22 protein-coding genes and 1 pseudogene are annotated in these 26998 nt (G+C 72.5%); 13 read left to right on the forward strand and 10 right to left on the reverse strand.

The genetic code is table 11. The annotated features are described in order from the left end of the window. Positions 1 to 5: 5 nt before the first annotated feature. The 4 genes from BZY54_RS05760 to BZY54_RS55315 all read right to left on the reverse strand — a co-directional run bounded on the left by BZY54_RS05760 (position 6) and on the right by BZY54_RS55315 (position 5417). A complete protein-coding gene (locus tag BZY54_RS05760) occupies positions 6 to 1469 on the reverse strand; it encodes a CitMHS family transporter (protein ID WP_341868669.1) in 1464 nt (487 codons plus the stop codon). 160 nt (positions 1470 to 1629) lie between these two features. After that, on the reverse strand, positions 1630 to 3870 hold the full coding sequence (locus BZY54_RS05765; protein ID WP_086723448.1) for a molybdopterin oxidoreductase family protein: 2241 nt from the start codon (positions 3868 to 3870) through the stop codon (positions 1630 to 1632). A gap of 96 nt (positions 3871 to 3966) precedes the next feature. Next, positions 3967 to 4596 (reverse strand): TetR/AcrR family transcriptional regulator, encoded by a 630-nt coding sequence (locus tag BZY54_RS05770; protein ID WP_086723449.1) that lies wholly within the window; start codon positions 4594 to 4596, stop codon positions 3967 to 3969. Next, positions 4593 to 5417 carry a nuclear transport factor 2 family protein gene (locus BZY54_RS55315; RefSeq protein WP_425276264.1) on the reverse strand — a complete coding sequence of 275 codons (825 nt, stop codon included), beginning with the start codon at positions 5415 to 5417 and terminating at the stop codon, positions 4593 to 4595. The genes BZY54_RS05770 and BZY54_RS55315 overlap by 4 nt, the downstream gene beginning before the upstream one ends. Before the next feature lie 180 nt (positions 5418 to 5597). Between BZY54_RS55315 and hmgA the strand changes: the two genes are divergently transcribed. The 3 genes from hmgA to BZY54_RS05790 all read left to right on the forward strand — a co-directional run bounded on the left by hmgA (position 5598) and on the right by BZY54_RS05790 (position 9076). Further along, on the forward strand, positions 5598 to 6920 hold the full coding sequence (hmgA, locus tag BZY54_RS05780) for a homogentisate 1,2-dioxygenase (protein ID WP_086723450.1): 1323 nt from the start codon (positions 5598 to 5600) through the stop codon (positions 6918 to 6920). Positions 6921 to 7071: 151 nt separating this feature from the next. Next, complete coding sequence (locus BZY54_RS05785; protein WP_086723451.1) at positions 7072 to 7821, forward strand: GntR family transcriptional regulator; 750 nt, start codon at positions 7072 to 7074, stop codon at positions 7819 to 7821. 79 nt (positions 7822 to 7900) lie between these two features. Continuing rightward, positions 7901 to 9076, forward strand: coding sequence for a type ISP restriction/modification enzyme (locus BZY54_RS05790; protein ID WP_086723452.1), 1176 nt, complete (start codon positions 7901 to 7903; stop codon positions 9074 to 9076). A gap of 12 nt (positions 9077 to 9088) precedes the next feature. On the opposite strand, the gene BZY54_RS05795 is transcribed toward BZY54_RS05790, so the two are convergent. Next, positions 9089 to 9805, reverse strand: a complete 717-nt coding sequence (locus BZY54_RS05795) for a TetR/AcrR family transcriptional regulator (protein WP_086723453.1) — start codon at positions 9803 to 9805, stop codon at positions 9089 to 9091. A 64-nt stretch (positions 9806 to 9869) separates the two neighbouring features. Between BZY54_RS05795 and BZY54_RS05800 the strand changes: the two genes are divergently transcribed. Both BZY54_RS05800 and BZY54_RS05805 read left to right on the forward strand, forming a co-directional pair. Then, a complete protein-coding gene (locus tag BZY54_RS05800) occupies positions 9870 to 10829 on the forward strand; it encodes an ATP-binding cassette domain-containing protein (protein ID WP_086723454.1) in 960 nt (319 codons plus the stop codon). Further along, entirely contained in the window at positions 10826 to 11608 is a 783-nt protein-coding gene (locus BZY54_RS05805; RefSeq protein ID WP_167413951.1) for an ABC transporter permease, read from the forward strand. Before BZY54_RS05800 ends, BZY54_RS05805 begins: the two co-directional genes overlap by 4 nt. Positions 11609 to 12214: 606 nt before the next feature. Here the strand turns inward: BZY54_RS05805 and BZY54_RS05810 are convergent. The 3 genes from BZY54_RS05810 to BZY54_RS05820 all read right to left on the reverse strand — a co-directional run bounded on the left by BZY54_RS05810 (position 12215) and on the right by BZY54_RS05820 (position 13975). Next, the gene (locus BZY54_RS05810; RefSeq protein ID WP_086723455.1) at positions 12215 to 12481 is read right to left on the reverse strand and encodes a hypothetical protein; all 267 of its coding nucleotides are present in this window, start codon (positions 12479 to 12481) and stop codon (positions 12215 to 12217) included. A gap of 115 nt (positions 12482 to 12596) precedes the next feature. Beyond that, entirely contained in the window at positions 12597 to 13436 is an 840-nt protein-coding gene (locus tag BZY54_RS05815; RefSeq protein ID WP_086723456.1) for an anti-sigma factor, read from the reverse strand. After that, positions 13433 to 13975: a sigma-70 family RNA polymerase sigma factor gene (locus BZY54_RS05820; RefSeq protein WP_086723457.1), complete on the reverse strand. Its 543-nt coding sequence runs from the start codon at positions 13973 to 13975 to the stop codon at positions 13433 to 13435. Before BZY54_RS05820 ends, BZY54_RS05815 begins: the two co-directional genes overlap by 4 nt. 254 nt (positions 13976 to 14229) lie before the next feature. Between BZY54_RS05820 and BZY54_RS05825 the strand changes: the two are divergent. Further along, a pseudogene (locus tag BZY54_RS05825) lies at positions 14230 to 14484 on the forward strand (nickel transporter); the annotation flags it as partial. Positions 14485 to 14582: 98 nt separating this feature from the next. Here BZY54_RS05825 and BZY54_RS05830 read toward each other — a convergent pair. Further along, on the reverse strand, positions 14583 to 15389 hold the full coding sequence (locus tag BZY54_RS05830; protein ID WP_086723458.1) for an SGNH/GDSL hydrolase family protein: 807 nt from the start codon (positions 15387 to 15389) through the stop codon (positions 14583 to 14585). Between the two features lie 285 nt (positions 15390 to 15674). Between BZY54_RS05830 and BZY54_RS05835 the strand changes: the two genes are divergently transcribed. The 6 genes from BZY54_RS05835 (at position 15675) to BZY54_RS05860 (ending at position 24115) form a co-directional block, all read left to right on the forward strand. Further along, positions 15675 to 16112 carry a hypothetical protein gene (locus BZY54_RS05835; protein WP_244216982.1) on the forward strand — a complete coding sequence of 146 codons (438 nt, stop codon included), beginning with the start codon at positions 15675 to 15677 and terminating at the stop codon, positions 16110 to 16112. Between the two features lies 1 nt (position 16113). Next, positions 16114 to 17208: a GNAT family N-acetyltransferase gene (locus tag BZY54_RS05840; protein ID WP_086723459.1), complete on the forward strand. Its 1095-nt coding sequence runs from the start codon at positions 16114 to 16116 to the stop codon at positions 17206 to 17208. A 389-nt stretch (positions 17209 to 17597) separates the two neighbouring features. Then, the gene (locus tag BZY54_RS05845) at positions 17598 to 18419 is read left to right on the forward strand and encodes a glycosyltransferase family 2 protein (RefSeq protein ID WP_086723460.1); all 822 of its coding nucleotides are present in this window, start codon (positions 17598 to 17600) and stop codon (positions 18417 to 18419) included. After that, positions 18416 to 19414, forward strand: a complete 999-nt coding sequence (locus BZY54_RS05850; RefSeq protein WP_086723461.1) for a glycosyltransferase family 2 protein — start codon at positions 18416 to 18418, stop codon at positions 19412 to 19414. Before BZY54_RS05845 ends, BZY54_RS05850 begins: the two co-directional genes overlap by 4 nt. Then, positions 19411 to 20214: a polysaccharide deacetylase family protein gene (locus BZY54_RS05855; RefSeq protein WP_086723462.1), complete on the forward strand. Its 804-nt coding sequence runs from the start codon at positions 19411 to 19413 to the stop codon at positions 20212 to 20214. Before BZY54_RS05850 ends, BZY54_RS05855 begins: the two co-directional genes overlap by 4 nt. Further along, a complete protein-coding gene (locus BZY54_RS05860; protein WP_086723463.1) occupies positions 20207 to 24115 on the forward strand; it encodes a lipopolysaccharide biosynthesis protein in 3909 nt (1302 codons plus the stop codon). The genes BZY54_RS05855 and BZY54_RS05860 overlap by 8 nt, the downstream gene beginning before the upstream one ends. A gap of 38 nt (positions 24116 to 24153) precedes the next feature. On the opposite strand, the gene BZY54_RS05865 is transcribed toward BZY54_RS05860, so the two are convergent. Continuing rightward, positions 24154 to 25575 carry a GH39 family glycosyl hydrolase gene (locus tag BZY54_RS05865; RefSeq protein ID WP_086723464.1) on the reverse strand — a complete coding sequence of 474 codons (1422 nt, stop codon included), beginning with the start codon at positions 25573 to 25575 and terminating at the stop codon, positions 24154 to 24156. A 156-nt stretch (positions 25576 to 25731) separates the two neighbouring features. On the opposite strand from BZY54_RS05865, the gene BZY54_RS05870 reads away from it, so the two are divergent. Continuing rightward, positions 25732 to 26826: a DUF5925 domain-containing protein gene (locus tag BZY54_RS05870; protein ID WP_086723465.1), complete on the forward strand. Its 1095-nt coding sequence runs from the start codon at positions 25732 to 25734 to the stop codon at positions 26824 to 26826. Positions 26827 to 26998: the final 172 nt, after the last annotated feature.

Consider the following 26998-nt stretch of genomic DNA (forward strand, 5'->3'; position numbering starts at 1 on the left):
AAAGGTCAGACGATGCCGAACAGGATTCCCGCGCCGAGGACGACCAGCGAGGTCAGCGCGGCCCACTTCACCACGAACCTGGTGTGGTCCCCGAACTCCACCTTGGCCATGCCGACCAGCACGTACACGGCCGGCACGAGCGGGCTGGACATGTGCAGCGGCTGGCCCACGATCGAGGCGCGGGCGATCTCGACGGCGGAGACCCCGTGGGCCTGGCCGGCCTCGGCGAGCACCGGCAGGATGCCGAAGTAGAAGCCGTCGTTGGACATGAAGTACGTGAGCGGGATGCTCAGCACACCGGTCACGAGCGCCAAGTGCGGGCCCATGGCGTCGGGAATGTTGCCGACCAGCCAGGCGGCCATGTGGTCGACCATGCCGGTGCCCTGGAGCACGCCGGTGAAGACGGCGGCGGCGAAGACCATGCCGGAGACGTTGAGGACGTTCTCGGCGTGGGCGGCGATCCGGGCCTTCTGGTCCGGCATGTGGGGGAAGTTGACGGTCAGGGCGAGGGCCGCGCCGAGCAGGAACAGCACCGGGATCGGCAGCCACTCCATGATCATGGCGGTGAGCAGGGCCACCGTGAGTAGCGCGTTGAACCAGTACAGCCGGGGCCGCAGGGTGGGCCGGTTCGGGTCGAGCCCCTGGAAGCCCTCGTCCGGTGCGCCGTCCTCCTCGGCGGCGCCGGCGTCCGAACCCGCGCCGCCGGTGCGCCCGTTCCGCCTGCCCGCGCCCGAACCGGCACCGGCCTCGCTCGCCGAACCGCCGCCGGCCAGGACGGTTTCCCGCTCCTCCACCAGCACCTCGTCCAGCGTCAGCACGCCGAGCCGCTTGCGTTCACGCCGGCCGAGGACGTAGGCGAGGGCGAGGACACCGAGCAGACCGACCGCGAGGGCCGGGATCATCGGCACGAAGATGTCGCTCGCGTCCAGCTTCAGGGCGGTGGCGGCGCGGGCGGTGGGGCCGCCCCAGGGCAGGGTGTTCATCACGCCGTTGGCCATGGCGGCGACACCGGTCATCACGACCAGGCTCATCTTCAGGCGCTTGTAGAGCGGGTACATCGCCGAGACGGTGATCATGAAGGTGGTCGAGCCGTCGCCGTCCAGCGAGACGATCGCGGCGAGCAGGGCCGTGCCGACGACGATCCGCAGCGGGTCGGCCCTGCAGAACCTCAGGATGCCCCGGACGATCGGGTCGAAGAGGCCGACGTCGATCATCACACCGAAGTAGACGATCGCGAACATCAGCATCGCCGCGGTGGGGGCGAGGCCGGTGACGCCGTCGATGACGTAGTCGCCGAGCTTGGCGCCCTTGCCGACGAACACGCAGAACAGCGCGGGGATCAGCACGAGCGCCGCGATCGGCGACATCTTCTTCATCATGATCAGGACCAGGAAGGTCGCGATCATGGCGAAGCCGAGGATGGTCAGCATGAATGGATACCTAACGTTCGCCCTTGAACTTCCGACCAGGGCCGGGGGTGGCGTTGACGTTAGGTGGCGTAAAGAACGCTTAACAAGTGGTTGACGCGCGAGCAATAAGCGCAAAATTCCAGGTCACCGGCCCTGCTCACGGCACCGGAGGCCGGCTTGCCCACCTGACGGGGCGCCGGCCCGCCCGTGCGGCGGCGGGCTACGCGGGGGCCGCCGCGGGGCTCAGCCGGACGGGTACGCCGTTGAGGACCGCGTTGCCGGACAGAGGGTCCAGCAGGCTGCCGTCGAGGAGTTGGTTGACGTTGACGCCGGGATCGGTGGCGGCGTGTGCCAGCCGGGTCCCGGGCCGGTCGTGACCCCAGCCGTGCGGCAGGCTCACCACGCCGGGTCGCACGCCGTCGGTGATCTCGGCGGGCGCGGTCAACGCTCCCCCGGCGCCCTTGACGTGCACCGCGGCCCCGTCACGGATGCCCAGACGCGCGGCGTCCTCGGGGTGGATGTGCAGGGTGCAGCGGTTCGAACCGCCGGTGAGGGCGGGCACGTTGTGCATCCAGCTGTTGTTGGAGCGCAGATGGCGGCGGCCCACCAGGACGAGCCCGGCCGGGCGCTCGCGCAGGGCCGCGCGCAGCCGCGGCAGATCGTCGGCGATGGGCCTGGGCAGCAGTTCGATCCTGCCGGAGACGGTCTTCAGCGGCTGGGGCAGCCGGGGCCGCAGCGGGCCGAGGTCGACGCCGTGCGGGTGGGCGAGCAGCTTCTCCAGGCTCAGCCCGTCGGGGCGTGCGCCGAAACCGTCGCCGTAGGGGCCCAGGCGCAGCATCATGTCCAGGCGCCGCTCGGGGCCGCCGTCGCCGGTGAGTCGTGCCGCGAGCTCGCGCGGGTCGCGGCCGTGCACGGGCGAGTGCGGTTCCTTGACCGCCTTGCCCAGCGTCTGCCCGATGACCGTCTCGTCGACGGCTGCCGGGTCCGCCCCGTGCATGCCGGTGGCCGCGAGGATCAGCCGGGCCAGGATCTCGCTCTCGGCCATCCTGCCCGGTTCGAGGGGGACGGCGGGGCGGGTGTAGCGGACCTGGTTGCGCACGGCCAGGGTGTTGAAGGCGAAGTCGTGGTGCGGGCTCTGCGCGGGCGGGGGCGGCGGCAGCACGACGTGGGCGTGGCGCGAGGTCTCGTTCAGGTACGGGTCGACGCTGACCATGAAGTCCAGCGAGGCCAGCGCCTTGTCGAGCCGGTCGCCGTCCGGTGCGGACAGCACGGGGTTGGCGGCAACGGCGACCAGGGCCCGGATCGGCTCTCCCTCCCGCGTCGCGGTGTCGATCTCCTCGGCGAGCGCGGAGATCGGCAACTCCCCCTTCGCCTCGGGATGTCCGCTCACGCGGGAGTGCCAGCGGCCGAGAGCGAACCCGCGGCCGGGGCCGGCGGGCCTGGGCGGGCGGTCGGTGGCGGCCTGCGGGAAGAGGGCGCCGCCGGGCCGGTCGAGGTTGCCGGTGAGGATGTTGAGCACGTCGACGAGCCAGCTTGCCAGGGTGCCGTGCGGGACGGTGCAGCTGCCGATGCGGCCGTAGACGGCGGCGGTGGGGGCGGCGGCGAGGTCGCGGGCGAGAGCACGGATCACGTCGGCGTCCACGTCGCACGCCCCGGACACCGCCTCGGGCGTGAAGTCCCTTATGGCCGAGCGCAGTTCCTCGACGTCCTGGACGTGCGGGGCGAGGTGGGCGAGGTCGGTCAGCCCCTCCTCGAAGAGGACGTGGGCCATGGCCGCGAGCAGCAGGGCGTCGGTGCCCGGCCGGATCGCCAGGTGCCGGTCGGCGAGTGCGGCGGTGCGGGTGCGGCGCGGGTCGACGACGGTGAGGGTGCCGCCGCGGGCCTTGAGCGCCTTGAGCCGGCCGGGGAAGTCGGGGGCGGTGCACAGACTGCCGTTGGACTCCAGTGGGTTGGCGCCGATGAGGAGCAGATGGCCGGTGCGGTCGAGGTCCGGGACGGGGATGGCGCCCGCGTCGCCGAAGAGCAGTCCGCTGGAGACGTGTTTGGGCATCTGGTCCAGCGTGGAGGCGGTGAACAGACTGCGGGTGCCGAGGGCGGCGAGCAGCACCGGCGGGTACAGGGCGCCGGCCACGGTGTGCACGTTGGGGTTGCCGAGGACCACGCCGGCCGCATGCGGCCCGTACCGCTCGACGACCGGCCGGATCCCGGCCGCCACCGCGTCGAACGCCTCCTCCCAGGTGGCCTCGCGCAGCACGCCCTCCCTGCGCACGAGCGGGCCGCGCAACCGGTCCGGGTCGCCGTCGACGGCCCCGAACGAGGCCCCCTTCGGGCAGATGAACCCCTTGCTGAACACGTCCTCCCGGTCGCCCCGGGCGCCGGTGACACGACTGCCGTCGACGGTGAGCGTCAGCCCGCAGGTGGCCTCGCACAGGGGACAGATTCGCAGGGCGGTGCGGGACACGGGTCCTCCCGGGGGTCACGGTGGGTCGCGGCGACGGCGACGCACGCACTGGAGGCGAGCATACCGAGCGGTATGCCCGGCGGGGAGCCCCGGTTCTCAGTCCAGCACCCGGCCGAGATACGCCCGCAGCAGCTCCCGTGCCTCCTCGATGATCTTCTCGTCGCCCTGCGGGTCGACGCGGAAGGCGAGTTGGACGAGGGTGTCGGCGGTCTCGACGGCCACCAGGAAGACGCGGCGCAGGTCGTCGTCCGGTTCGCGGCGCAGGTGGCCGGAGAGCAGGCGGGCGAGGCGGTCGGCCACGCGGTGGTTGGGCCCGGCATGGCGGGCACCGAGCGGGATCTGGTTGCCGAAGTCGACGAGGGAGAAGCCGGGGGCGGTCCGCTTCATCGCCAGGTACTCGTCGAGCACGGCGTCCATGGCCGCGCGCCAGCCGCCGTCCGCCGGTTCGGCGGCCGTCTCCTTCAGGCGCTCCGTGACACGCTCGGTGTACCGCTCCAGATTGCGCTGGGCGAGCGCGTCGGCCATCGCGCGCTTGTTGCCGAAGAAGCGGTAGACCGAGCCGATGGGGACGCCGGCGCGCAGGGCGACGGCGCGCGTGCTCAGGGCGTCGTAGCCGACCTCGTCGAGGAGATCGGCGCAGGCGTCGAGGATCCTGGTCAGCCGTTCGGCGCTGCGCCGCTGCACGGGTGCGCGGCGAAGCGGGGTCGCGTGGGGCACGGGCTTCATGATGCCGTTCCGCGGCGATCGGGTGAAGCTCGCCCTCCGGTACCCGGGCAGGCAACGGAAGCATCCGGCGCACCCCCGGCACACCGCACGCGGAACGCGCCGGTGGGGTGGGCTCGGAAGGACCAGAAGGTCGCGGAGGCCGAGGAGGAGGCGGAGGTCGCGACGGAGGCGGAGGTCGAGAAGGTCGCGGAGGCGGAGGTCGCCTCGGTGGCGCCGGTCCCGGTGGTCGTGCCCGTCGCGGCGGTCGTGCCGCCGCGCGGGCCCGCGGTGGCGGTCCGGGTGGTGCCGGCCGGGCTCGCCGTGGTGAGAGGGGTGGGCGTCGGGGCCGACGCCGTGATGTCCGCCGTGCTCTGCACCGGCTTCCCGGACACCGCCCACACCGTGCCGTCGTCGGCGTACAGCCGGGCGGTGACGTGGTGGGTACCGTGCGGGACGAGGCGGGCGGAGAGGTGGAACTCGGGGGCGCGCAGGCGGCTGACGAGCCGGCCGTCCACCAGCAGGTGTGCCAGACCCCGGCCGACCGCGGCCCGCGCCGCCGTGCCGGCCGGCGAGAAGCGGAAGCGGTGGACGGTCAGCCGTACGTCCCAGCTGCCCGCCTCGTCGGGCCGCACCTCGACACCGACCTCGGGCGCGGCCTTCTTGTCCACCTCACGGTAGGGCCGCCCCTCCTCGTCGGTGTGATCGATCAGCTTGCCCACGGGTGTGGGCGATTCCCCCTGTGCACTCCCCCGCGCCCCGTTCGCACCGCAGCCCGCCGACCCGGCGAGCAGCAGGACACAGACGGCGAGCGCAGCGAGAGGTCGGCGCGTCCACGACGTCATGCTCCGGAGCGTAGAGCAGCCCTCCGGCAGTCGGATCCCCCTCAGGTCTGGTTCTCGCCCTCCCCCGGAAGGAGGCCTTCAGGCCCTCTTGCGCCCGGTGGACCGCAATCCTACGGTGATGCATAGGAATTAGTTCGATCACGTTCGGGTTGGGATCGGGTTGTGCGCGAGGGAGCGACGATGAGCGGGGACGCACGCAAGAGAGCCGAGGGACTGGCCTATCTCCACGGTTTCGGCAACGAGCACAGCTCCGAGGCCGTGCCCGGCGCGCTGCCCGAGGGCCGCAACTCGCCGCAGCGCGCCCCCCTCGGGCTGTACGCGGAGCAGCTCAGCGGCACGGCGTTCACCGAGCCGAGGACGCACAACCGCCGCTCCTGGCTGTACCGCATCCGCCCCTCGGCCGCGCACCCGGCCTTCACCCGCACCGGCAACGGCACGCTGCGCACGGCGCCCTTCACCCAGGCGGTGCCCGACCCCAACCGGCTGCGCTGGAACCCGCTTCCGGAGCCCGGGCCGGGCACCGACTTCCTGGCCGGCCTGTGGACCCTCGGCGGCAACGGCGACGCCACCCAGCGCACCGGCATGGCCGTGCACCTGTATCACGCCGACTCCTCGATGGAGCGCGTCTTCAGTGACGCGGACGGCGAGCTGCTGATCGTGCCGGAGCGCGGCGGGCTGCTGCTGCACACGGAGTTCGGCCTGCTGCACGCCGAGCCGGGCGATGCGGCGCTGATTCCGCGCGGGGTGCGCTTCCGCGTCGAGCTCCTCGACGAGACGGCCCGCGGCTATGTCTGCGAGAACTACGGCGCCCCCTTCCGCCTGCCCGACCTCGGCCCGATCGGCGCCAACGGGCTGGCCAACGCCCGTGACTTCCGCGCGCCGGTCGCCGCCTACGAGGAGGTCGAGGGCCCGGTGGAGGTGGTGAACAAGTTCTGCGGCAACCTGTGGACGGCCACCTACGACCACTCCCCGCTCGACGTCGTGGCCTGGCACGGCAACCACGTGCCGTACGTCTACGACCTGCGCCGCTTCAACGTGATCGGGACGATCTCCTACGACCACCCGGATCCGTCGATCTTCACGGTGCTGACCTCGCCGTCGGACACCCCGGGACTGGCGGGCGTGGACTTCGTGGTCTTCGCGCCGCGCTGGCTGGTGGGCGAGGACACCTTCCGGCCGCCGTACTTCCACCGGAACGTGATGAGCGAGTACATGGGTCTGATCGAGGGCGCCTACGACGCCAAGACCGCCGGTCCAGGGGGCTTCGTGCCGGGCGGCGGCTCGCTGCACAACATGATGTCGGCGCACGGCCCGGACCGGGAGACCTTCGACCGGGCGAGCGCGGCCGAGCTGAAGCCGCAGAAGATCGACGACGGGCTGGCGTTCATGTTCGAGACCCGCTGGCCGGTGACGCTCACCCCGCACGCGATCCGCGCGGAGCACCTGCAACAACGCTACGACGACGTCTGGCAGGGCCTGGAGCGGCACTTCCGCCGGCTTTGACGGTCGTTCGCCTCCGGGGCGCTCTCAACCGGTGCCGAGAGCCCAGCCGTGCTCAGCCTTCGGGGCTTTGCGCGATCCACTTCTCGTCACCGGCGCGCCCCTTCGGCTCACTCGGTTGCACTGACGATTCCCCGCCAGGTACGGATGGCCCGTGACCTCCTTCGCTCCGGACTCGATCGTCCTGAACCGCAAGCTGCCCCTGTGGTACCAGGTGTCGCAGTCGCTGCGCGCCTCGATCCTCGGCCGTTCGCCCCGGGACCCGCTGCGGCTGCCCACCGAGGAGCAGCTGGCGGGCCACTACGGGGTGAGCGTGCTGACCATGCGGCAGGCGCTGAAGGAGCTGGAGGACGAGGGGCTGATCACCCGCCACCGGCGGCGCGGCACGTTCATCGAGCCCGCGGCCACCCGGAGTTCCCCGGTCCGGCTGCTGGGCTCGGTGGACGCGATCGTGGCCCAGCAGTCCGGGATGACGACCGAGCTGCTGGCCCACGGCCCGGCGCCCGTACCCGCCGAACTCGCCGAGTCCTTCCCGGATCTGGACGAGGTGGCGACGTACCACCGGCTGCGCAGCGACGAGAAGACCGGCGAGCCGACCAACCACGCCCGCAACTACGTCCGTCCGGAGCTGGCGGCGCGCATACCCGTCGACGACCTGGCGCGCTGGCCGATGACCAAGGTGCTGCGGGACGTGGTGGGCGCGGACATCAGCCGGATCACGGACACGGTGGAGGCACGCCTGGCCGACCCCGAGACGGCACGCCTGCTCGACGTCCCGCTGCTCAGCCCGATCCTGCACTACACGGGGATCACCTACGACACGGCGGGACGCCCCCTGGACGTGGCGGTCATCCACTACCGCGGCGACCGCTTCTCCTTCACGGTGACCCTGGACGCCACGTGAACCGGGGGCCCAGGGCGATGCCCCATTCCCCGGGTACCCGCCGGCCGATCCCGGGACGGTGCTGGCCTAAGGCCGTACGATGCCCGGCGTGACGCTCGACGACGTTCCGCTGCTGGCGGACCTCATGCCGTGGTCCGTCGCACCGCCGCGACTCGGCCGGGGGTGGCCGGCGGCCCCCGACGCGGCCTGCCTGAAGGCCCGTTGGGACGCCCTGCTGAAGGCCGAGGGCCCCGACCGGGAGTCGCTGTTCGAACCGACGCGCTCGCGCACCCCGCACACGGCGGTCGGACAGCTGCCGGGCCGGTCCGGCGGCACGGAGAAGCTGGTCCGTGCCTCGGGGCCCTGCCCGGAGCCGGTACGGGTGCTGGCGGCCCCCTTCGACGAGCAGTGGCTGATCCCCGACAACCGCCTGATCGACGCGGCCCGCCCCGAGCTGTGGCGGGTGGCGGACGCCCGGCAGATCTTCACGGTGGAGACGGCCGCCGCTCCGGGCGCCCCGGAACCGCCCCTGCTGGCGACGTCCCTGCTGCCGCTGCTCCGCCCGGGCCGTGTCCGTCCCCTCTACCGCCGCCCCGGAGGCGAGGAACCGAACCTGGCTCCGGGCCTGCTGGAGCATCTGCGCGCGCGCCTCGGACACGCCCCCGACCCGCTGGACGTGCTCGCCTGGACGCTGGCGGCGGCGTGCCCCGGGCCGGACGGCCTCGCCGTCCCGCTCACCGGGGAGCCCGGGCTCTGGGCCGAGGGCGTCGAGTCGGGCCGCCGGATGCTCTGGCTGATGCGCCGCGACGGCGAGCGTCCCAAGCTGCCCGGCGGCCGCCGCCCCTACGTCCGCGCGCCTCTGCCGGCCCGCCCGCTCACCCTCCACTACGACCGCGACGAGGAGACCCTCCACCTCGACGAGGGACGCATCGCACCGGTCCCCCCTCAGGCCTGGGACTTCGAGACCGGCTCGGCGCGGGTGCTGGAGCAGTGGTTCGCGGCCCGGACCGCGGAGGGCGAACCGGGCACCCTCGCGGCGATCCGCCCGGCGACATGGCGGCAGGCCTGGACCTCGGAGCTGCTGGAGCTGATCACCGTTCTGGCGCTGCTGGCGGAGCTGCGGCCGCGGCGGGAGGCGCTGAGCGTGACGGACCCCGTCACCGCGGCGGAGCTGCGGTCGGCGGGAGTCCTGCCGGTACCCGGCACCGCCCGCCGCCCGGCCTCCGTCCTGGACCACCAGGAGGAGGGCCCGGAGGGCCAGTTCGCGCTGCTCTGACGCCCGGCGAGGTCATCGGCCGCGTGGCGCGAAGCCGTCCAGGACCCGTCCCAGCGTCCGCTCGAACACCGCCTCCGGGTCGATCGGGCCCGCGCCCTGTGTGAAGGCCTGAGCCAGGCGCGGATAGGCGCCGGTGGCGAGCCGACCGCCCAGGTAGGCGGCCCGGACGGCATGCTCCTGCTCCTCGGACCACGGCAGGGAGCGGGTGCGCTCGGCCACCGCGAGCTCGTTGGAGACGTACATGGTCACCACGGCGTTGAGCATGGCGACGAGTTCCACCTTGGTGCCGTAGGACGCCTCCAGGGGGTCCAGGCAGGCCAGGCAGTGCTCCAGGTAGCGCAGGGTGTTCGGGCTGGAGCTGTGGACCCCGGACATCAGGCGGGGCAGCCAGGGGTGGCGGTGCATCAGCGCGCGCGTCTGGTGGCCGACCCGGAGCATCTCGGCGCGCCAGTCGCCGCCGGGCTCCCACAGCTCGTGCTCGCCGCCGGCCGCGTCCACCATCAGCTCGTACAGGTCCTCCTTGCGGGGGACGTAGTTGTACAGCGACATCGTGCCGCAGCCGAGTTCGGCGGCGACGTGCCGCATGGACACCGCGTCCAGCCCGCCGGCGTCGGCGATCCGCACGGCGGCCGCGGCGATGTCGGCCCGGGTGTACGCAGGCTTCGGCCCCCGTCCCGTCCGCTCGGGTCGGGCCCAGATCACCTCGGGTACGGCCGCTCGGCCAGCCATCGATCATCACCTCGCCCCACCATCGTAGTTACGTACAGCGTACGTAGTGCGCTATGGTCGACCCATGACAACTACGTACGCTGTACTCAGTGAGGGCCTGGAGAAGCGGTTCGGGGCCGTGCACGCCCTGCGCGGGCTCGACCTGGCCGTGGCCGAGGGCACGGTCTGCGGGGTGCTCGGGCCGAACGGGGCGGGGAAGACGACGGCCGTACGGCTGCTGACCACGCTGCTGCGGCCGGACGCGGGCTCGGCGCGGGTGGCCGGGCACGACCTGGCGCGCGAGCCCGCCGCCGTGCGCCGCCGGATCGGGGTGACCGGGCAGGACACGTCGGTCGACGGGGACCTCACCGGACGGCAGAACCTGCGGCTGTTCGCACGGCTGCACCGGGTCCGGGACGCGGCGGCACGGGCCGGGGAACTGCTGGAGCGGTTCGGCCTGGCCGAGGCCGCCGACCGGACCGCGTCGACCTACTCGGGTGGGATGCGGCGCCGCCTGGACCTGGCGGTCAGCCTGATCCGCCGCCCCGACGTGCTGTTCCTGGACGAGCCGACCACCGGCCTCGACCCGGCCAGCCGGAACCGGATCTGGGACGCCGTACACGAACTGAAGCGGCAGGGCACGACGGTGGTGCTGACCACCCAGTACCTGGAGGAGGCCGACCGGCTCGCCGACGACATCGCCCTGGTGGACCGCGGGCGCGTCGCGCACACCGGCTCACCGGCCCAGCTCAAGGCCCTGATCGGGTCGCACGCCGAGGTCGTCGTCCCGCACGCGGACCTCATGGCGCGGGCGGCGGCCGTCCTCGACCACCTCACCGGTTCCGAGCCGGTGCTCGACCCCGGGCGCCGTGCCGTCGGCGCGGTCACCACCGACCCGACGCTCACCCTCCCCCGCCTGGTGCGCGAACTGGACGGGGCGGGCGTGCCGTTGCTCGACGCCACCCTGAGGCCGCCCACCCTCGACGACGTCTTCCTGCGGCTGACCGGAGAGTCGCTCGGCACGGCGAAGGAGGTCGCCGCGTGAGCGCGCTCGCGTACGACGGCATGGCCATGGTGGGCCGGCAGCTGCGCCGGATCCGCAACAACCCGGGGATCACGGTCATGACCCAGGTCATGCCCGTCAACATGCTGCTGTTCTTCGGCTACGTCTTCGGCAGCGCCCTGGCGATGCCCGGCCGGGAGTACCGGTCGTTCCTCGTGCCGGGGCTGCTGGCGGCGACCGCGGCGGGCGGGATCATGACCGGGATGTTCCAGGCGGCCCAGGACTCCCACCGGGGCGTCATGGACCGTCTGCGCACCATGCCGGTGAGCCGGGCGGCCGTGCCGGCCGGTCAGGCGGTGGCCGATCTGGTCGTCACTGCGATCGGGACGGTGCCGCTCCTGCTGGTCGGGCTGGCCGTGGGCTGGCGGATCGAGGGCACAGCGGCCGAGGCACTGGGCGCCGTGGGGCTGCTGCTGCTGTTCCGGTTCGCGTGCACCTGGGCGGGAATCCTGCTCGGGCTGCTCAGCCGCAGCGAGGAGGCCGCCGGTCAGCTCGGCGCCTCGACCTTCGTGCTGCCGCTGCTGTCCAACGCCTACATCCCCACCGACAACCTGGCGGGCTGGCTGCGCGCGGTCGCCGAGTGGAACCCGATCAGCGCGGTGACCACGGCCCTGCGGGACCTGTTCGGCAACGCGCCCGTTCCCGAGGGCGCCGCCTGGCCCGTGGCCCACCCCGTCGCCGGGACGCTCGCCTGGTGCACGGCACTGATCGCGGTGTGCGCGCCTCTCGCCGTCCGCCGCTACGCGCACGGCGAGGGATGACCGTTCGAGACCGCCGACGGGAGGGGCCGGCGTCGACCAGGCCGCTGCTCGCGGCGGGACGTGCCGACGGCGCACGAGGGTTGCGGCCGGCGCGCAACGACCGGGAGTGGCGGTGCCTCGCCGAGCAGGTCCTGGACCAGCCTGAGCCGGGGACGGGCACCCGGCGTTCGCCACCGGTGCGGCCCGGGTCGCGAACCGGCAGTGGACCGGCGGATTCACCGCGCAGGCGCTGGACGCGCGCCGACCACCGACGGGGCGGCGAAGCGGCCGGAGGGTGCCGGCATCGCGTGTGCGCTAGAGGGACGCGCACGAGGTGGCGGCGCGTCCGCGGCCGGCGGCCCGGGAGCGGTGGCGGGAGGCGGGGACGCCGGTCGGGTCGCCCGAGGCGCTGCTGCCGCCGATCAGCTGCCGGGCGGGCCGAGTCGCGCTCGGGGGACGTGCCCGCGCTCGGACAGCACACCGAGACGCTGCTGCGAGCCGTGGGGATGGCGGCGGACGAGATCGCAGCGCGGCGCCGGGATGGTGTGGTGGTCTGAGCGCGGGACCTGGTGTGCGGTTCCGGGGACGCCGGTGGCGCCCTCGGAGGTCAGGAGACGCCGGTCGTGCTCAGCGGCCGCCGAACAGCGATCGGCGGAGCCTGCGCAGCGGCGCGAACAGCGACACCCGGCGCACCCGGGCACCCCGGCCCGTGCTGTCGTGCGCGTCACGGGTGGTCAGCTCGCGCATCAGCGACGTCGCCTCGGCCGTCTCGCGCTGTGGGACGGCGGGGCCGCCCAGCACCGAGAGATGCCGGTCGAGGCGCGAGCTGGTCGCGCTGCTTCCGCAGGTGATCGCAGGGACCCTGGCCCTGCTGCGCACTGTTATCTGCTCCATGTCACTCCCCACCCGTACGAGTCCACCCGGCCCGGGCAGACTAACCCTATCGCTCCGCCCCGGCACGCGTGTATCACGGTCACAGGATTCACCTTCCCCGTAAGGGTGTTGACGACTACTCTCCGAATCCGGCCGATTTCAAGGCGAGTTGGACAATCGGCTGGCCAGTGGGCTGAACTGATCCGCCGTCGGGTTCCACAGTCACGGCGAGTGACACGGCGGACCTGCCGAGACCGGTGGCGACCAAGGGCGTGTCACCGGCGAAGAGCCCGAGGGATCGCGGTTGCGCGCCGGGGCGCATGAGCCAGAGCTGGCGAACCCGGCCCCGGGGCGGGGAGGGATATCCGCTCAGGGTGACGACCGCCCGCCCCTCGGCGACGGAAGCGATCACTCCTAGTCCATGTCCCCGGGCGTCGTGGCCGGTGGTGCCGCGTGCGTCGGGTGCCGCCAGAACGTGGGCGATCTCACGCGCCCGGTCCCGCTGGGCGTCCAGCTGGTCCCGGGTCCGCTCCGCCTGGACCGCGAAGAGGGCGGCGACGACGAGGGCCGCGGCGGCGGTCGCCGTGGCGAACGGGACGAGCAGGGGGCGCGACCGCGGCGCACGGGTGCGTGCGGGCGGCGGCTCGGTGCCCCAGACGTGCCCGGGCAGTCGGGACGCGTGCCCGCGGGCGGGTTCACGCGGGGTGTTCCGCCCCGTGGGTGCGGGGTCCTGCGGGGTGTTGCGCACGGCGGCCAGCACCCGGTCGCGCAGCGCGGGGGGCGCCGGGGCGGCGGCGGACCAGGCCAGGCGCACCGCGTCCTCGCAGAGCGCGCGCACCTCGGCGGCGCATCGCCCGCAGTTCGCCAAGTGCCTCTCGAACCTGTGCCGCTCGGCCCGTTCCAGCGCGTCGAGGGCGTAGGGCGCGGCGAGGGAGTGCAGGCCCTCGCGGTGCAGGAGGCGGTCGAGAAGGCTCACGCCACACCCCCGAGGCACTGGCGCAGCCGGGTCAGTCCGTCGCGCATACGGGTCTTGACGGTGCCCAGCGGCAGGGAGAGCCGCTCGGCCACTTCTCGGTAGGTGTAGCCGTCGTAGTAGGCCAGGGTGACGGACTGGCGCTGCAGGGCGGTGAGGCGGGCCAGGCAGCGGCGTACCCACTCCCGTTCCAGGCCCGCCTCGACCTCCTCGGTGACGTGGTCGAAGGCGGGGGTCCCGGCGCGCAGCGCCTCGCGCCGCTCGCGCTCGCCGGCGGCGCGGGCGCTGCGCACGCGGTCGACGGCGCGACGGTGGGCGAGGGTGAGGACCCAGGACAGGGCGCTGCCGCGCGCGGGGTCGAACCGCGCGGCGGAGCGCCACAGTTCGAGCAGCACCTCCTGGGTCACCTCCTCGGACTGCGCGGGGTCGCGGACCACACGCCGCACCAGCCCGTACACGGGTCCGCAGACCAGCCCGTACAGCTCCTCGAATGCCTTCTGGTCACCGCCCGCCACGAGCACCAGAAGTTCGTCCGCCTCCACTCGTCCCCCTCTCCACCGGCGGCCCGCACCCGGCGGCCGGTCCCGTCGCACGAGGCGTGCGCGGCGCACACCCCCGGACGGGCACGCGCGCACCCTCCCGACGGACGCGCACGCACCCTCCTGACGAATACGGATCGGCGGCCCGAAAACGCGGGTCGAGCAGTGGGGGGAGAAAAATTCGCGCGCCGCCCGATCCGCCCCCGCCGACTCTTCGAATGCCCGGTCGACGGGCAACTCGGCACTGAGGACGTTCCAGCCCTTCGGCCGTGGTGGTCCTGGTGGCCGCGGCGCGATGGGGAAGGCCTGGTTCGGGCTGCTGCTCGTCGTGGCGTACGGCCCGGGGCGCGCCCTGAGCCTGACCGCGGCCGGGTTCGCCGTCGTCAAGGCGGGCAGCGGCATGAGCCGGATGCTGGAGCGCCGGCCCGGTGGTGGCGCCGGCGCGCAGGGCCGCGCCGCTCGCGTCCGCGTTCGTCGTCGTCGCGCTGGGGGCCGGGCTGCTGCTCGAGGGGCGGCGTCCGCTCCGGTCTGAGCGGCGACGTGCGCGGAGACCCCGGTGGGCGGGGTCTCCGCTTGGGTCACGGTCCTGGCCCGGCCTCTTGAGCAGAGGTCAGGCGGCGTTGGTGAGCACCGGCAGATAGCCGCCCGACTGGCCGGAGGCCGTCGGGTGGTAGGAAACGCCGATGTCGAGCCAGTTGACGCTGTGCAGCCAGGAGCTGCCGGAGCAGATCTCGTGGCCGCTGAAGGTGGTGCGGACGTCGCCGAAGGTGAAGCCGTGGTTCGCGGCGACCTTGGCGATGGCGGCGTCCATGTAGTCGGCCGCGCCGTTGATGGCGGAGCGCTTGGTCTCGGAGAGGCCGAGGCAGGTCTGGCCGAGCAGGTAGAAGCGGGGGTAGCCGATCACGACCACGTGTGCGGAGGGCGCCTTGCTGCGGATCACCGAGTAGAGGTTGTCGAGCTTGCCGGGCAGCGTCGTGTCGACGTAGGCCTTGGCGGTGTTGATGCGGGACAGGCAGGTGCTGTCGGACTGGAGCACACAGGTCGTCATGACGTCGGAGAACCCGGCGTCGTTGCCGCCGATGGTGATCGAGACGAGGGACGTGCCGGAGTTGAGCGGGCCGAGCTGGTTCGCCAGAACATCATCCGTTCGGGCGCCCGAGCAGGCGGTGAAGTCGAACGACGAGGGTGAGTGGGCGGCGTTCCAGAGGTAGGGGTACGCCTTCGTGCTGCGGTCGCAGTCTCCGCTGGAGCTCATGTAACTGCCGGCGCCGACCCCGGACGAGTAGGAGTCGCCGAGAGCCACGTAACCGCCGGTGACGGCCTGTTGGGACGCCTGCGCGGAGGCCGCCCCGGTCAGGGCGAGACCGACGGTCAGTAGGAGAGAGCCGACGTACGCGGCAATTCGGGAACGTCTCATGGAACCTCCCTTTAGCAGGATCTCTGCTCCAACTGTGGTAGCAGCTACGCGTGTTGACTGGAAGTGTGCATGCCAAGAACTTTTCCAGTACTCAACGAAATGTCCTGCGCGACCAGGGGATCGGTCCCGACGGCCCGTCATCCGTAAGAGTGGAGGCGGGTTCGGCGAAGAGGGGTTCAAAGACGGACAAGAACCTGTAAGTGGGGCTTCCCGGTCTTGACGGCCCCCAGGCGGCTGCGCGACATTGAAGCCCGGCATCCGGCGCTTCGGGGGGCAAAGTCGCCAATGCAGACCATCCGCATCAAGACACCTTCGACAGATGGGTCGACGGACGGCGCCGAGCGGGCGCGACCAGGGCCGGGGAGGGACCTGTCGCCGCTGCTCACGGGTGCCGCGACGGCCGTCGCGGGGACCGGCGCGCTCCTCGCGCTCACCGACTCGGGCTCCCCGTTGCGGGGCCCGTTGACGCTGTTCTTCCTGCTCGTGGCGCCGGCCGCGGCCATCGCGGCCGGCCTGCGCGGGCTGGATCCCTTCGGCCGCACGCTCGCCGCACTGGCGGGCGCGGTCGTCCTCGACATGCTGGTGGCCCAGGGAATGCTGGCCGTGCACCGGTGGTCGGTCCACGGCGGAATCGTGGCCGTGACGGTGTTCAGCTCCCTCGCTCTCCTGCTGGTGTCCGTACGGCGGTCGCGCGGCCGTACGGCGAGAAGACAGGGCTCCTGACGTGGACATCAGCGTGTACCGCCCCGGCGAGCTGAGCGCCGCCGACCGGGCGGCCTGGACGGCAATGCAGTCCAAGGCCCACCTGCACGGCTCCGAGGAGCTGGCGAACCCTTTTCTCTCGCCCGAGTTCGCGCTCGCGGTCGGCAGTTGCAGACGCGGGGTGCGGATCGCGGTGGTCCGCGAGGACGGAGAGCCGGCGGCGTTCTTCCCGTTCCACAGATCCGCCGTCGGCGTCGGCCGGGCCATCGGGCTCGGCGTCTCCGACTGCCAGGGCCTGGTGCACCGCCCCGGCTTCACTTGGGACGCCCAAGAGCTGCTACGGGCCTGCGGGCTCTCCGTGTGGGAGTTCGACCACCTGGTGGCGGGCCAGCAGCCGTTCGAGGTGGCGGCCTCCGGCACCTTCCCGTCCCCGGTCATGGATGTCGACCAGGGCTACGGCACCTATCTGCGCGAACTGCGCGCCCGCTCGCCCAAGTTCACCAGGACCACACTCGCCAAGGAGCGCAGGCTCGGGCGGGACGCGGGAGAGGTGACGTACGTCCACGACGAGCGCGATCCGGCCGTCCTGGACACGCTGATGGCCTGGAAGTCCGCACAGTACCGGCGCACCGGGCGCAGCGACCGCTTCGCGCACGCCTGGATCACCCGGCTGGTCATCAGGCTGTTCCACACCCGCTCCGAGCCGTTCGCGGGGATCCTGTCCGTGCTCTACGCGGACGGCCGGCCGATCGCCGCGCACTTCGGGCTGCGCACCGAACGGGTGCTGGCGTGCTGGTTCCCGGCCTACGACCCGGCGTACGGGAAGTACTCACCGGGGCTGATCCTGCATCTGCGGATGGCCGAGGCGGCCGCCGCCGACGGCATCGCGTATCTCGATCTCGGGCGGGGCCAGAAGGAATACAAGGATTCCCTCAAGACACGGGAACTCACCGTCTCTGAGGGGTGGGTGACGCGACGTCATCCGGTCGCGGCCGGACACCGGGCGCGCCGCGCCCCGGTCCGGGCGCTGCGTAATGCGGTGCAGTCCCGGCCGGAACTGTTCGAACCCGCGGACAGAATTCTCAAACGGATGGGAAAAATTCGTTCGAGGCGATGAACGGCCGGTACAAATCCGAGTAACGGAAAAACCAACAAAAACGTGAGGCATCAGTCCAGGCCTTGCCATACTGGTTCAATCATCAATACCGTCGTACATCTCACCCGCATCGGTTCGTCCGCACTCGGTTTCAGGGGAGGGCTTTGAACCGGGACGTTCCGGCGCGGAGCGCGGTAGGGGGGTGCCGTGCTCGGTCGCCGCAAGGGTGACCGGGCCGTGCCGCGCGACCGACTGCCGTTTCTCGGCAGGCCGGCGAGCTTTACCAGCTCACTCGGCGCGCACGGAGATCAATTCCGTCGTGTTCCGCGTGAGAACCCCCCTTTCGAACCGGATACAGAGCCGGACCGCCCGGGGGCGGGCGGTCCCGCCGGACGAGAGGGACAAGACTCGTGAGCTCCGTTCTCCACCCGCCGTCCTCGGACCGAGATCCGTCCGTCGACGCCCAGTACCGGCCGATCTCCTCTCACCTGGCCATCGCGCCGCCGGTGAGCGTGGTGATTCCCGCCATGAATGAGGCGGAGAATCTGCCCTACGTCTTCAAGACACTTCCGGACTGGTTACACGAAGTCGTTCTTGTGGACGGCAATTCCACCGACGACACCGTCGAAGTGGCCCGTGAGCTGTGGCCGAAGGTGCGGGTCGTCCCGCAGCAGGGCAAGGGCAAGGGCGACGCACTGATCACCGGATTCGAGGCCTGCACCGGCGACATCATCGTGATGGTCGACGCGGACGGCTCGGCCGACGGCGGCGAGATCGTCTCCTACGTCTCCGCCCTGGTCTCCGGCGCCGACTTCGCCAAGGGCTCGCGATTCTCCAACGGCGGCGGCACCGACGACATGACCTTCATCCGCAAGCTCGGCAACAGGGTGCTGTGCGCGGTGGTCAACCGCAAGTTCGGGGCCCGCTACACCGACCTGTGCTACGGGTACAACGCCTTCTGGCGGCACTGCCTGGACAAGATCGAGCTGGACTGCACCGGCTTCGAGGTCGAGACGCTGATGAACATCAGAGTGGTCAAGGCCGGACTGAAGGTGCAGGAGATCCCCAGCTACGAGTACCTGCGCATCCACGGCGCGAGCAATCTGCGCGCCGTGCGGGACGGGCTGCGGGTGCTGAGGGTGATCCTCAAGGAGCACTCCAACCGGCGTGAGCTGCGCCGGCAGGAACGCCACTCCCCGATGCTCGGCTCGTATCCGGGAGAGGTGTCTTGAGCGGTCCCGACATCTCCGTCGTGATCTGCGTCTACACCGAGGACCGCTGGGAGGACATCCTCGCGGCGGTCTCCTCGGTGCGGGCGCAGTCCCGGCCGGCCCTGGAGACCCTGCTGGTCGTCGACCACAACCCGGCGCTGCTGGACCGTCTGACCGGCGAGTACAAGGAGGCCGGGGACGTACGGGTGCTGGCCAACGCCGGCCCCCGCGGCCTGTCCGCCGGCCGCAACACCGGCATCGCCGCCTCCCGCGGCGAGGTCATCGCCTTCCTCGACGACGACGCCGTGGCGGAGCGGGACTGGCTGCGCCGCTTCGCCGAGGGGTACGCGGACCCGCGGGTGATGGCGGTGGGCGGCCGCACCATGCCGATCTGGGCGTCGGGCCGCCGGCCCGCCTGGTTCCCGGAGGAGTTCGACTGGGTGGTGGGCTGCACCTACAAGGGCCTGCCGCCGGGCCGGGTCCGGGTGCGCAACGTCCTCGGCGGCAACGCCTCCTTCCGGCGCACCGCGTTCGACGCGGCGGGCGGCTTCGCCACCGGCATCGGCCGCGACGGCGACAAACGCCCGCTGGGCTGCGAGGAGACGGAGCTGTGCATCCGGCTCACCCGGGCCCGGCCGGACGCGGTCCTGCTGATCGACGACCGCGCGGTCATCCACCACCGGGTGCCCGGCGCCCGCGAGCACTTCCGCTACTTCCGCACCCGCACCTTCGCCGAGGGCCTGTCCAAGGCACTGGTGGCGCGCAGTGTCGGCGCGGACAAGGGACTGGAGTCGGAGCGCCGCTACACCACCCGAGTGCTGCCCGCCGGGGTGGCCCGCGGGCTGCGCGACGTGCTGCTGGCCCGCCCGGGCGGCGCGGGCCGGGCCGGCGCGATCGTCGCCGGCGTGCTCACGGCCGCGGGCGGATACGCCGTCGGCAGCGTCCGGGCGCGGCGGGGCGGGGCGCGCTTCCGCATCGTGGAGATCACGGACGACGAGGGGGGAAGAGCCGTATGAACGCACCCGTGCCGGTGCTCATGTACCACGCGGTCGCCCGGGAACCGAACGAGGCCACGCGGGGCCTGTCCGTGTCACCGGAGGCGTTCGCGGAGCAGATGGCGGTGCTGGAGGACCTGGACCACCATCCGGTCACCACCGCCGAACTGGCCGCCCACTGGCGTGCGCGGACCGCCTCGGCGCTGCCCGGGAACCCGGTGCTGATCACCTTCGACGACGGCTACGAGGGCGTGCACCGGCACGCCCTGCCGGTGCTGGCCAAGCACGCGTTTCCGGCCACGCTGTTCGTCTCCACGGGCTGGATCCGGGGCGCGTACGACATGGGCGGCGGCCTGGACACCATGCTGGACTGGGACCAGGTGCGCGAGCTGGCGGCGGGCGGCGTCGAGATCGGCGGGCACAGCCACACCCATCCGGAGCTCGACCAGCTCGACGACGACACGCTGTGGTCGGAGCTGATCCGGTGCAAGGACATCGTCGCCGGCGAACTGGGCACCGTGCCCCTCTCCTTCGCCTACCCCTACGGCTACTCCAGCCGCCGGGTGCGCGCACGGGTGCGGGCGGCCGGCTTCGCGCAGGCGCTCGCCGTGGGCAACGGCCTGGCCCGCCGCGTCCAGGGCCCGTACGCCCTGCATCGGCTCACCGTGCGCCGCTCCACGACCACCGAGGAGTTCGAACGGCTCGTCCAGGGCCGCGCGATCGCCCGGAACTTCGCCAGGGACCGTGCCCTCACCAAGGGCTACGCCATGGTCCGCAGAGCCCGACAGGTCCGCCGGAAGGCCATCCGTACCCGTGTCTGACACCACGACCACCACCGAGGCGTCGGCCACCGAACCCGAGGCGTCCGAGCGGCCGGGACGCCGGCTGCGCCTGCCCGGAAGGGGCCGGTCCGCCGGCGGCAACCAGCTGTTCCGCAACGCCTACGCGCTGATGCTCAACACCGGGATCTCCGCGGTGCTGGGCCTCGGCTTCTGGCTGGTCGCCGCCCGCTACTACTCCGACTCCGCCGTCGGCCAGGGATCGGCCGCGATCGCCGCCATGAAGTTCCTCGCCGGACTGACCGCGGTGACGCTCACCGGCGCCCTGGCCCGCTTCATCCCGGTCTCCGGGCGCGCCACCGGGCCGCTGATCGCCCGTACGTACGTGGGCAGTTCGCTGATCGTGGCGTGCGCGGCCGCGGTCTTCCTGCTCACGCTCGACACATGGGGACCGTCGTACCGCTTCCTGCACGGGCTCGTCCACGGGCTCGGCTTCATCGCGGTCGTGATGGCCTGGAACCTGCTCACCCTGCAGGACGGGGTGCTGACCGGGCTGCGCAGCGCGCCCTGGGTGCCGGTCGGCAACACCGTGTTCTCGGCGGTGAAGCTGGCGCTGCTGGTGGGATTCGCCGCCGCGATCCCCACGACCGGCGTGTTCGTCTCCTGGGGCCTGGCGATCGCCACCTCGATCGTGCCGCTGGGCTGGCTGGTGTTCCGGCGGCTGGTGCCCCGGCACGTGACGGCCACCGAGGACCGCGCCAAGCCGCCGACGACGAAGGAACTCGGGCGCTTCCTCGCGGGCGACTACACCGGCTCGCTGTTCTCGCTGGCCGTGGTCTACCTCGTGCCGGTGATCATCGCCTCGCGGGTCAGCTCCGAGGACAACGCCTACTTCTACATCACCACCACCATCGGCGGAACGGTCAACCTGCTCGCCATCAACATGGGTGCCTCACTCACCGTGGAGGGCTCCCACGATCCGGCGAGGCTGGCCGCCAACACCCGGGCGGCGCTGAAGCGGATGGCCCGGATCATGGTGCCGATCTGCGGTCTGCTGTTCCTGCTTGCGCCGCAGATCCTCCACGTCTTCGGCGACGGCTACGCGCACGCCGCCACCCCCCTGCTGCGCTGGTTCGCCGTGGGCGCGCTGCTGCGGGTCGTGATGGAGACGTACTTCGCGGTGCTGCGCGCGCAGAGCCGCACCTCCGGGCTCGCCTGGCTGCAGGGCCTGCTGTGCGTGCTGGTGCTCGGACTGACGCTGCTGCTGCTGCCCCGGATGGGGCTGACCGGTGCCGGCGTCGCGGAGATCTCCAGTCTCGCCGTGATCGTCGCGATCGCCGCGCCCAAGCTGTTCCGGACCGTCCGTGCCGCACCGGCCGCCGCCGTCCCCGAGGACGCGGCACCCGACGGGGACCTCGCCGACCTGGGGGCGGGCGAGGTCCCCGCCCGGCCCGAACCGCACCGGCGGCCCGCGTGGGCGCTGGAGTCCGACACGCTCGCCCTGGGCATTCACGTCGACTTCGACCACGTGGAACGCCGGCCCGACGTACGTCCCGGACCGGGCACCCCGCCCGCGGGCACCGCCGTGGCAGGACCGGAGGGGCCGCAGGCGTGGGCGCGCGGGCCCCGGCGGCGGGAGACCCTCGGGCTGCCCGTCGAAGAACGGCGACCCGGCTCGGAGGCCTCGCTGGGGCCGGCCGACCGGGAGGTGGACGCGCCGTTCGGGACCGACGAGCGGGCGGTCGTGCCCCACGCGCCGTTCACCACCGGGGAGCGGCCCGTCGTGCCGGAGGTTGCGGCTGCGGAGGAGGAGGCCGGCCCGGCGACGGCAGGGCCGGCTGCGGCCGAGGCGGGGAACGCCCTTCGCGCGGGGCCCGAGGCGCCGCCTGCCGACGCGCCGCCGCGCTCCTTGCGCGAGCGCCTGGCGCCCACCCGGCCCGGGGTCGTCCTCGGCTGTCTGCTGACCGCCGCGCTGCTGCTGTACTGGGTGCCCGCGCTGCGGCTCGACGACTCCGCCCTGGACCGGATGGGCGGGCTCGGCCTGATCTCGGTGCTGCCGCTGCCGACGCTGGTCGGCGCGGCACTGCTGATCACGGTGTTCGCCGCGCTGCTCTGGCTGCGCCGCGAGCACCGGGCGCTGCTGCTGCTCACCCTGCTCGCGACGGTCGTCTCCCTGCACGCGCTGCCCGCGGTCGTCGAGACCGAGCCGCGGTTCGCCACGGCCTGGCAGCACCTGGGATTCATCGACTACATCGACCGCACCGGGGCGGCCGTACCGGACCTGGACGCGCGCTGGAGCTGGCCGGGCTTCTTCGCCGTGGCCGCGTTCGTCGCCCGGGCCTGCGGGCTCAGCGACTTCACCGAGGTCATCCGCTGGTGGCCGCTGACCGTCCAGCTCCTCTACCTGGCGCCGATGTTCCTGCTCACCCGCTCGCTGCGGGCGAGCTGGCGGGCCCGGTGGACCGGAGTGTGGATCTTCGTGCTCAGCGGCTGGGTGGGGCAGGACTACTTCTCCCCGCAGGGCTTCACCTATCTGCTGTACCTGGCCTTCGTGGCGATCCTCCTGGTCTGGTTCCGGGCGCCGCGCGTGATCTGGACCAAGGCGCGCCCGGGCGAGGCGGAGGTCGAGCCGGCGAACCGGCGGCAGCGGGCCGTGCTGCTCATGGTGGTGATCGGCCTGTTCGCCGCCAGCGTCCCGGCCCACCAGCTCACGCCGTTCGTGATGCTGGGCGTGCTGGCCGTCCTCGTCCTGGTCGGCCGGTCCGAACTGCGCGGCCTGCCGATCCTGTTCGCGGTGCTGGTGGCGTTCTGGCTGGGCTTCATGGCCGAGCCGTACTGGTCCGGGCACTTCGACGAGCTGTTCGGCGGGGTCGGCGGGGTCGGCAGCAACGTGTCGACGTCCGTCTCCGGCCGGATCCAGGGCGGCGACTCCACGCACAAACTGGTGCTGTACACGCGGGTGCTGCTGGCCGGGGCGATCATGCTGTTCGCCTGCTGGGGCTGGTGGCGGCGGCGCGAGCACAAGTACCGGGAGCGGTCGCTGCTGGTGCTGGCCTTCGTGCCGTTCCTCGGCTTCGGCATGCAGTCCTACGGCGGCGAGATGGCGCTGCGCGTCTTCATGTTCGCCCTGCCCGGGGCCGCTCTGCTCGCGGCCCTCGCGCTGTTCCCGCGCGCCGGGGTCACCGCCCGGGAACGCGAGAAGGACCGGGTGAGCCTGGCGCCGGTCGCGGCGCTGCTCGCCGGGCTACTGCTCATGGGCGGCTTCCTGGTGGCGCGCTGGGGCAATGAGCCGTTCGAGCGGATCCGGCCCGGCGAGGTCACGGCCATGGACTACGTGTACGCCCACGACCGGCCGACCGTAAGGCTGCTGTGGCTGAGCAACGACCCGGTCACCGACGTCACCCCGGCCATGCCGTGGGGCGCGCGGGACATGGAGCGCGTCAACTACGTGCCGGCCCTGGCACCGACCGACCCGGTGCTGGTGTCCGGCCTGGTCAAGGCACTCAAGGACGCGGGCCCCAACTCGTATCTGATGATCAACAAGAGTCAGGTCACCTATCTCCGGATGGACGTCGGCTACTCGGCCACCTGGCCGTCGCGGCTCGTCGAGAACCTGGACAACCGGCAGGAGCTGAAGAAGGTCCTCACCAACGACGACGCGACCCTGTACACGCTGCGCAAGCAGCCCGCGGGGCCGGTGCCGAAACCGGATCCGGGGCCGATCGGACCGAAGGTGACCTGGACGCCGTGGTCGGTGGTCGGCGGACTCGCGGCACTCGCCCTGGTCGTGATGCTCACCGCCCGGGAGATCGTCCGGGTCGCGATGCGGCCGAGCGTGCGCCAACTGCGGTGGCTCCAGGGAAGCTTCTGGTTCTCGCTGCCGCTGCTGGCGGTGCTGCTCGCCTCGCTGGTGCAGCGGTTCATGACGATGGGGAAGGGCTGAGCGGCCGGCACGGCGGCTGGTGAAGTGGCTCGGACGGTCTACCGTTCGAGCCACTTCACTTCGTACGCCCCCATGTCGAACCGCCTGCCGTCGACCTGTGCGCTGATCGGCCGGTTCAGGGTGTTGACCACCAGGACGGTCTTCGCGCTCGCCAGGACAGCCACGTTGGGCACGTCGTCCGGCGCGACGGACACCGTCTCGTACCTCGTGCCGGGCGGGAAGGCCCGGTCGAAGCGGGAGAGCAGGTCGTACATGGGCAGCGCCCGGCCGCCGGCGGCGGTGCCGGTGGGCGTCCACAGGCAGCCGGGGCAGCCCCTGCCGTTCTCCTCCTCCGGGTTCCAGTAGAAGCCGGAGGAGGCGCCGCCCCTGACCATGGCGATCAGGCCGGTGGCCTGGACGGCGACGCGGTGCGCCTCGGACCAGCCCTTGCGGTCGTCGTTGCCGTCGGCCGGCTCGACGTAGTACTCGGCCCACCACAGCGGCAGACCGTGGGTCTGCTGCCGCACCCACCGGCCGACCGCCGTCAGCTTGTCGGTGGCGGCGAACTCGTCGGGCAGCAGGTCGTCGTCCTTGGTGTAGCTGGAGCCGTCGACGACCACGAAGTCCGCGCCCGCCTTGTGCGTGTTCCAGTAGGCGAAGGCGTCCAGGACCCGCTGGTCCATGGCCCCCCAAGTGCCGCGCAGGGTGGCCGAGGCGTTCTCCTTCTGCCGCGGGTCGACGCTGTCCATGACGAGGTAGGGACCGCCCACCATGATCTTGGGATCGACCTTCTTGAGCGCCTTGTAGACCAGGTTGTAGAGCTCGGTGTAGCCCTCGTAGTCCCAGCGGGCCCTGGCGTTGTTCCAGAAGCCCTTGAACTCGTTCCAGACCAGGAAGTGGCGTACGTCCGGGTAGCGCTTGGCGACCGTCGCGGCGAGCGCTGCGTAGTCCCTGAAGTGGTCGGGCGTCGGGGCGGTCTCCAGGGCGGCCTGGCTCCAGTCGGTGTTGTCGGCACCGGCCCTGCCGCCCTTCATCCAGTCGGGGGCGCAGCACAGGGTGATCACCGGGATGCCGCCCGACCTGCGCACGAAGTCGATCCGGCGGTCCAGCGCGGCGAAGTCGTAACGCCCCTTCACCGGCTCGGGGTTGTCGGCGCCCCAGCCCATGATCGCCTGGTTCTGCGGAGACCCGCCGCCCTTCGACAGCAGCCCCTCGACGCGGGCCGTGGCGGCGGCGCTGCCCTCGTCGGCGCTGAACTGGGTGTGGGTGAATCCCCAGCCGACGTCCGGCTCGTCCGCGTCCCGGGGGGTCGCGGGCGTGCCGTGCACCTTGTCGCCGTCGCGCGTGGCTCCCTCGCTGCTCGCGCCGCCGGGCAGCGCGTTGACCAGGGCCACCACCAGGGCCAGGACGGCCGCACCGACGCCGAGCAGCGCGGTGAGCCGCCACCGCCCCGCCCCCGAATTCCACCCATGACGTCCCATCAAGGACAACAGTAAGGGCGGAATTCACCCCTCCGGGAGGGTTTTGGGCAGCTCGTGGCACAGGTCCGGGCAGGCCCGGTCCGACGGGGCACCGACACATGACGCGCGCGCCGGAAACGGGGTGCGCACGGCGGTCCCGTGGCGGATCATGGCGGCATGTCTGCAAACCCACACGACGCTCTGCCGATCCGGCTCAACGTCGACGACTCCGACTCGCCGTCCGACGTCGTCGACGCGCTGTTCCTCGGCCGCTTCGCGACGGGCGAGCAGCCGTACGCGCACGCGGCCAACATCGACCGGGTACGCAAGGGGGCCACGCTGGTGCCCGACGGCGCCCGGGTGCTGCGCGTGGCCCGGGACGACGACCGCAGCGCGACCCTCGCGGAGGGCGAGGGCTGGACCCTGCTGGTCTCCCGCTGGAACCGGGGCGCCGACGTCACGGTCACGGCGACCAGCGCCGAACTGGCCGAGAAGATCCTCGACCAGGCCACGGACGGAGCGGCGGACGAGCCGGAGCCACAGCCGGAGAACGTGACGATGGGCTTCTGGTACGTCTCGCCCAGGCGCGGCCCGTACCGCACCACCCGGCAGATCTCGGCGGGCACCTGGGACGAGGTCCGGGCCAACTACACCGCGCCGGTCGCGGACGCGATGGACCGTCTGATGAAGACGACCCCGCAGGACATCGCGGGCCGCCTGCTCCTGCTGCACGGCCCGCCGGGCACCGGCAAGACCACCGCGCTGCGCACACTGGCCCGCTCCTGGCGCGACTGGTGCCAGGTGGACTGCGTCCTGGACCCCGAGCGCCTCTTCTCCGACGTGGGTTACCTGATGGACATCGCCATCGGCGAGGAGGACTCGGCGGGCAAGGGCCGCTGGCGGCTGCTCCTGCTGGAGGACTGCGACGAACTGATCCGCGGCGAGGCCAAGCACACGGCCGGCCAGGCGCTGTCCCGGCTGCTGAACCTCACCGACGGGCTGCTCGGCCAGGGCCGCAACGTCCTGGTGGGCGTGACGACCAACGAGGACCTGGAGCGCCTGCACCCGGCCGTGGTCCGCCCGGGCCGCTGCCTGGCCCGCATCGAGGTGGGGCGGCTGACCCGGCGGGAGGCGGTGAACTGGCTGGGCAGCGAGGAGGGTGTCGGCCGCGAGGGCGCGACCCTGGCAGAGTTGTACGCGCTGCGCCGGGGCACCTCCCCGACGGCGCTCCCGGAGCCGCGCGAGGGGGCGGACGCGGGGCTGTACCTGTGATCAGCACCGGCGGGGGTCCGGCCGCGCGGACCCGCACGGCCGGGACCCGCCGGGACCAGGGCGGACGCACTGCCTGTTCGTGAAGCCGGGGCTCCGGCGGCGCGCCGCCGCCCGCCCGGCCCGCGCGGCCCCCTGCCCGCGCAGCCTCCCCGCCGCGCCCAGGGCGCCCTGG

The organism is Streptomyces carpinensis (assembly GCF_002154505.1).
Taxonomy (GTDB): domain Bacteria; phylum Actinomycetota; class Actinomycetes; order Streptomycetales; family Streptomycetaceae; genus Streptomyces; species Streptomyces carpinensis.

What these genes read in the sequence shown, in the direction of transcription:
- BZY54_RS05770 (WP_086723449.1), bottom strand. Translation starts at nt 4,596, where the DNA reads ATGAAGCCCGTGCCCCACGCGACCCCGCTTCGCCGCGCACCCGTGCAG.
- BZY54_RS05830 (WP_086723458.1), bottom strand. Translation starts at nt 15,389, where the DNA reads ATGAGACGTTCCCGAATTGCCGCGTACGTCGGCTCTCTCCTACTGACC.
- BZY54_RS05790 (WP_086723452.1), top strand. Translation starts at nt 7,901, where the DNA reads ATGCCCGGCGTGACGCTCGACGACGTTCCGCTGCTGGCGGACCTCATG.
- BZY54_RS05800 (WP_086723454.1), top strand. Translation starts at nt 9,870, where the DNA reads ATGACAACTACGTACGCTGTACTCAGTGAGGGCCTGGAGAAGCGGTTC.
- BZY54_RS05870 (WP_086723465.1), top strand. Translation starts at nt 25,732, where the DNA reads ATGTCTGCAAACCCACACGACGCTCTGCCGATCCGGCTCAACGTCGAC.
- BZY54_RS05810 (WP_086723455.1), bottom strand. Translation starts at nt 12,481, where the DNA reads ATGGAGCAGATAACAGTGCGCAGCAGGGCCAGGGTCCCTGCGATCACC.
- BZY54_RS05865 (WP_086723464.1), bottom strand. Translation starts at nt 25,575, where the DNA reads ATGGGACGTCATGGGTGGAATTCGGGGGCGGGGCGGTGGCGGCTCACC.
- BZY54_RS05795 (WP_086723453.1), bottom strand. Translation starts at nt 9,805, where the DNA reads ATGGCTGGCCGAGCGGCCGTACCCGAGGTGATCTGGGCCCGACCCGAG.
- BZY54_RS05835 (WP_244216982.1), top strand. Translation starts at nt 15,675, where the DNA reads ATGCAGACCATCCGCATCAAGACACCTTCGACAGATGGGTCGACGGAC.
- hmgA (WP_086723450.1), top strand. Translation starts at nt 5,598, where the DNA reads ATGAGCGGGGACGCACGCAAGAGAGCCGAGGGACTGGCCTATCTCCAC.
- BZY54_RS05855 (WP_086723462.1), top strand. Translation starts at nt 19,411, where the DNA reads ATGAACGCACCCGTGCCGGTGCTCATGTACCACGCGGTCGCCCGGGAA.
- BZY54_RS55315 (WP_425276264.1), bottom strand. Translation starts at nt 5,417, where the DNA reads ATGACGTCGTGGACGCGCCGACCTCTCGCTGCGCTCGCCGTCTGTGTC.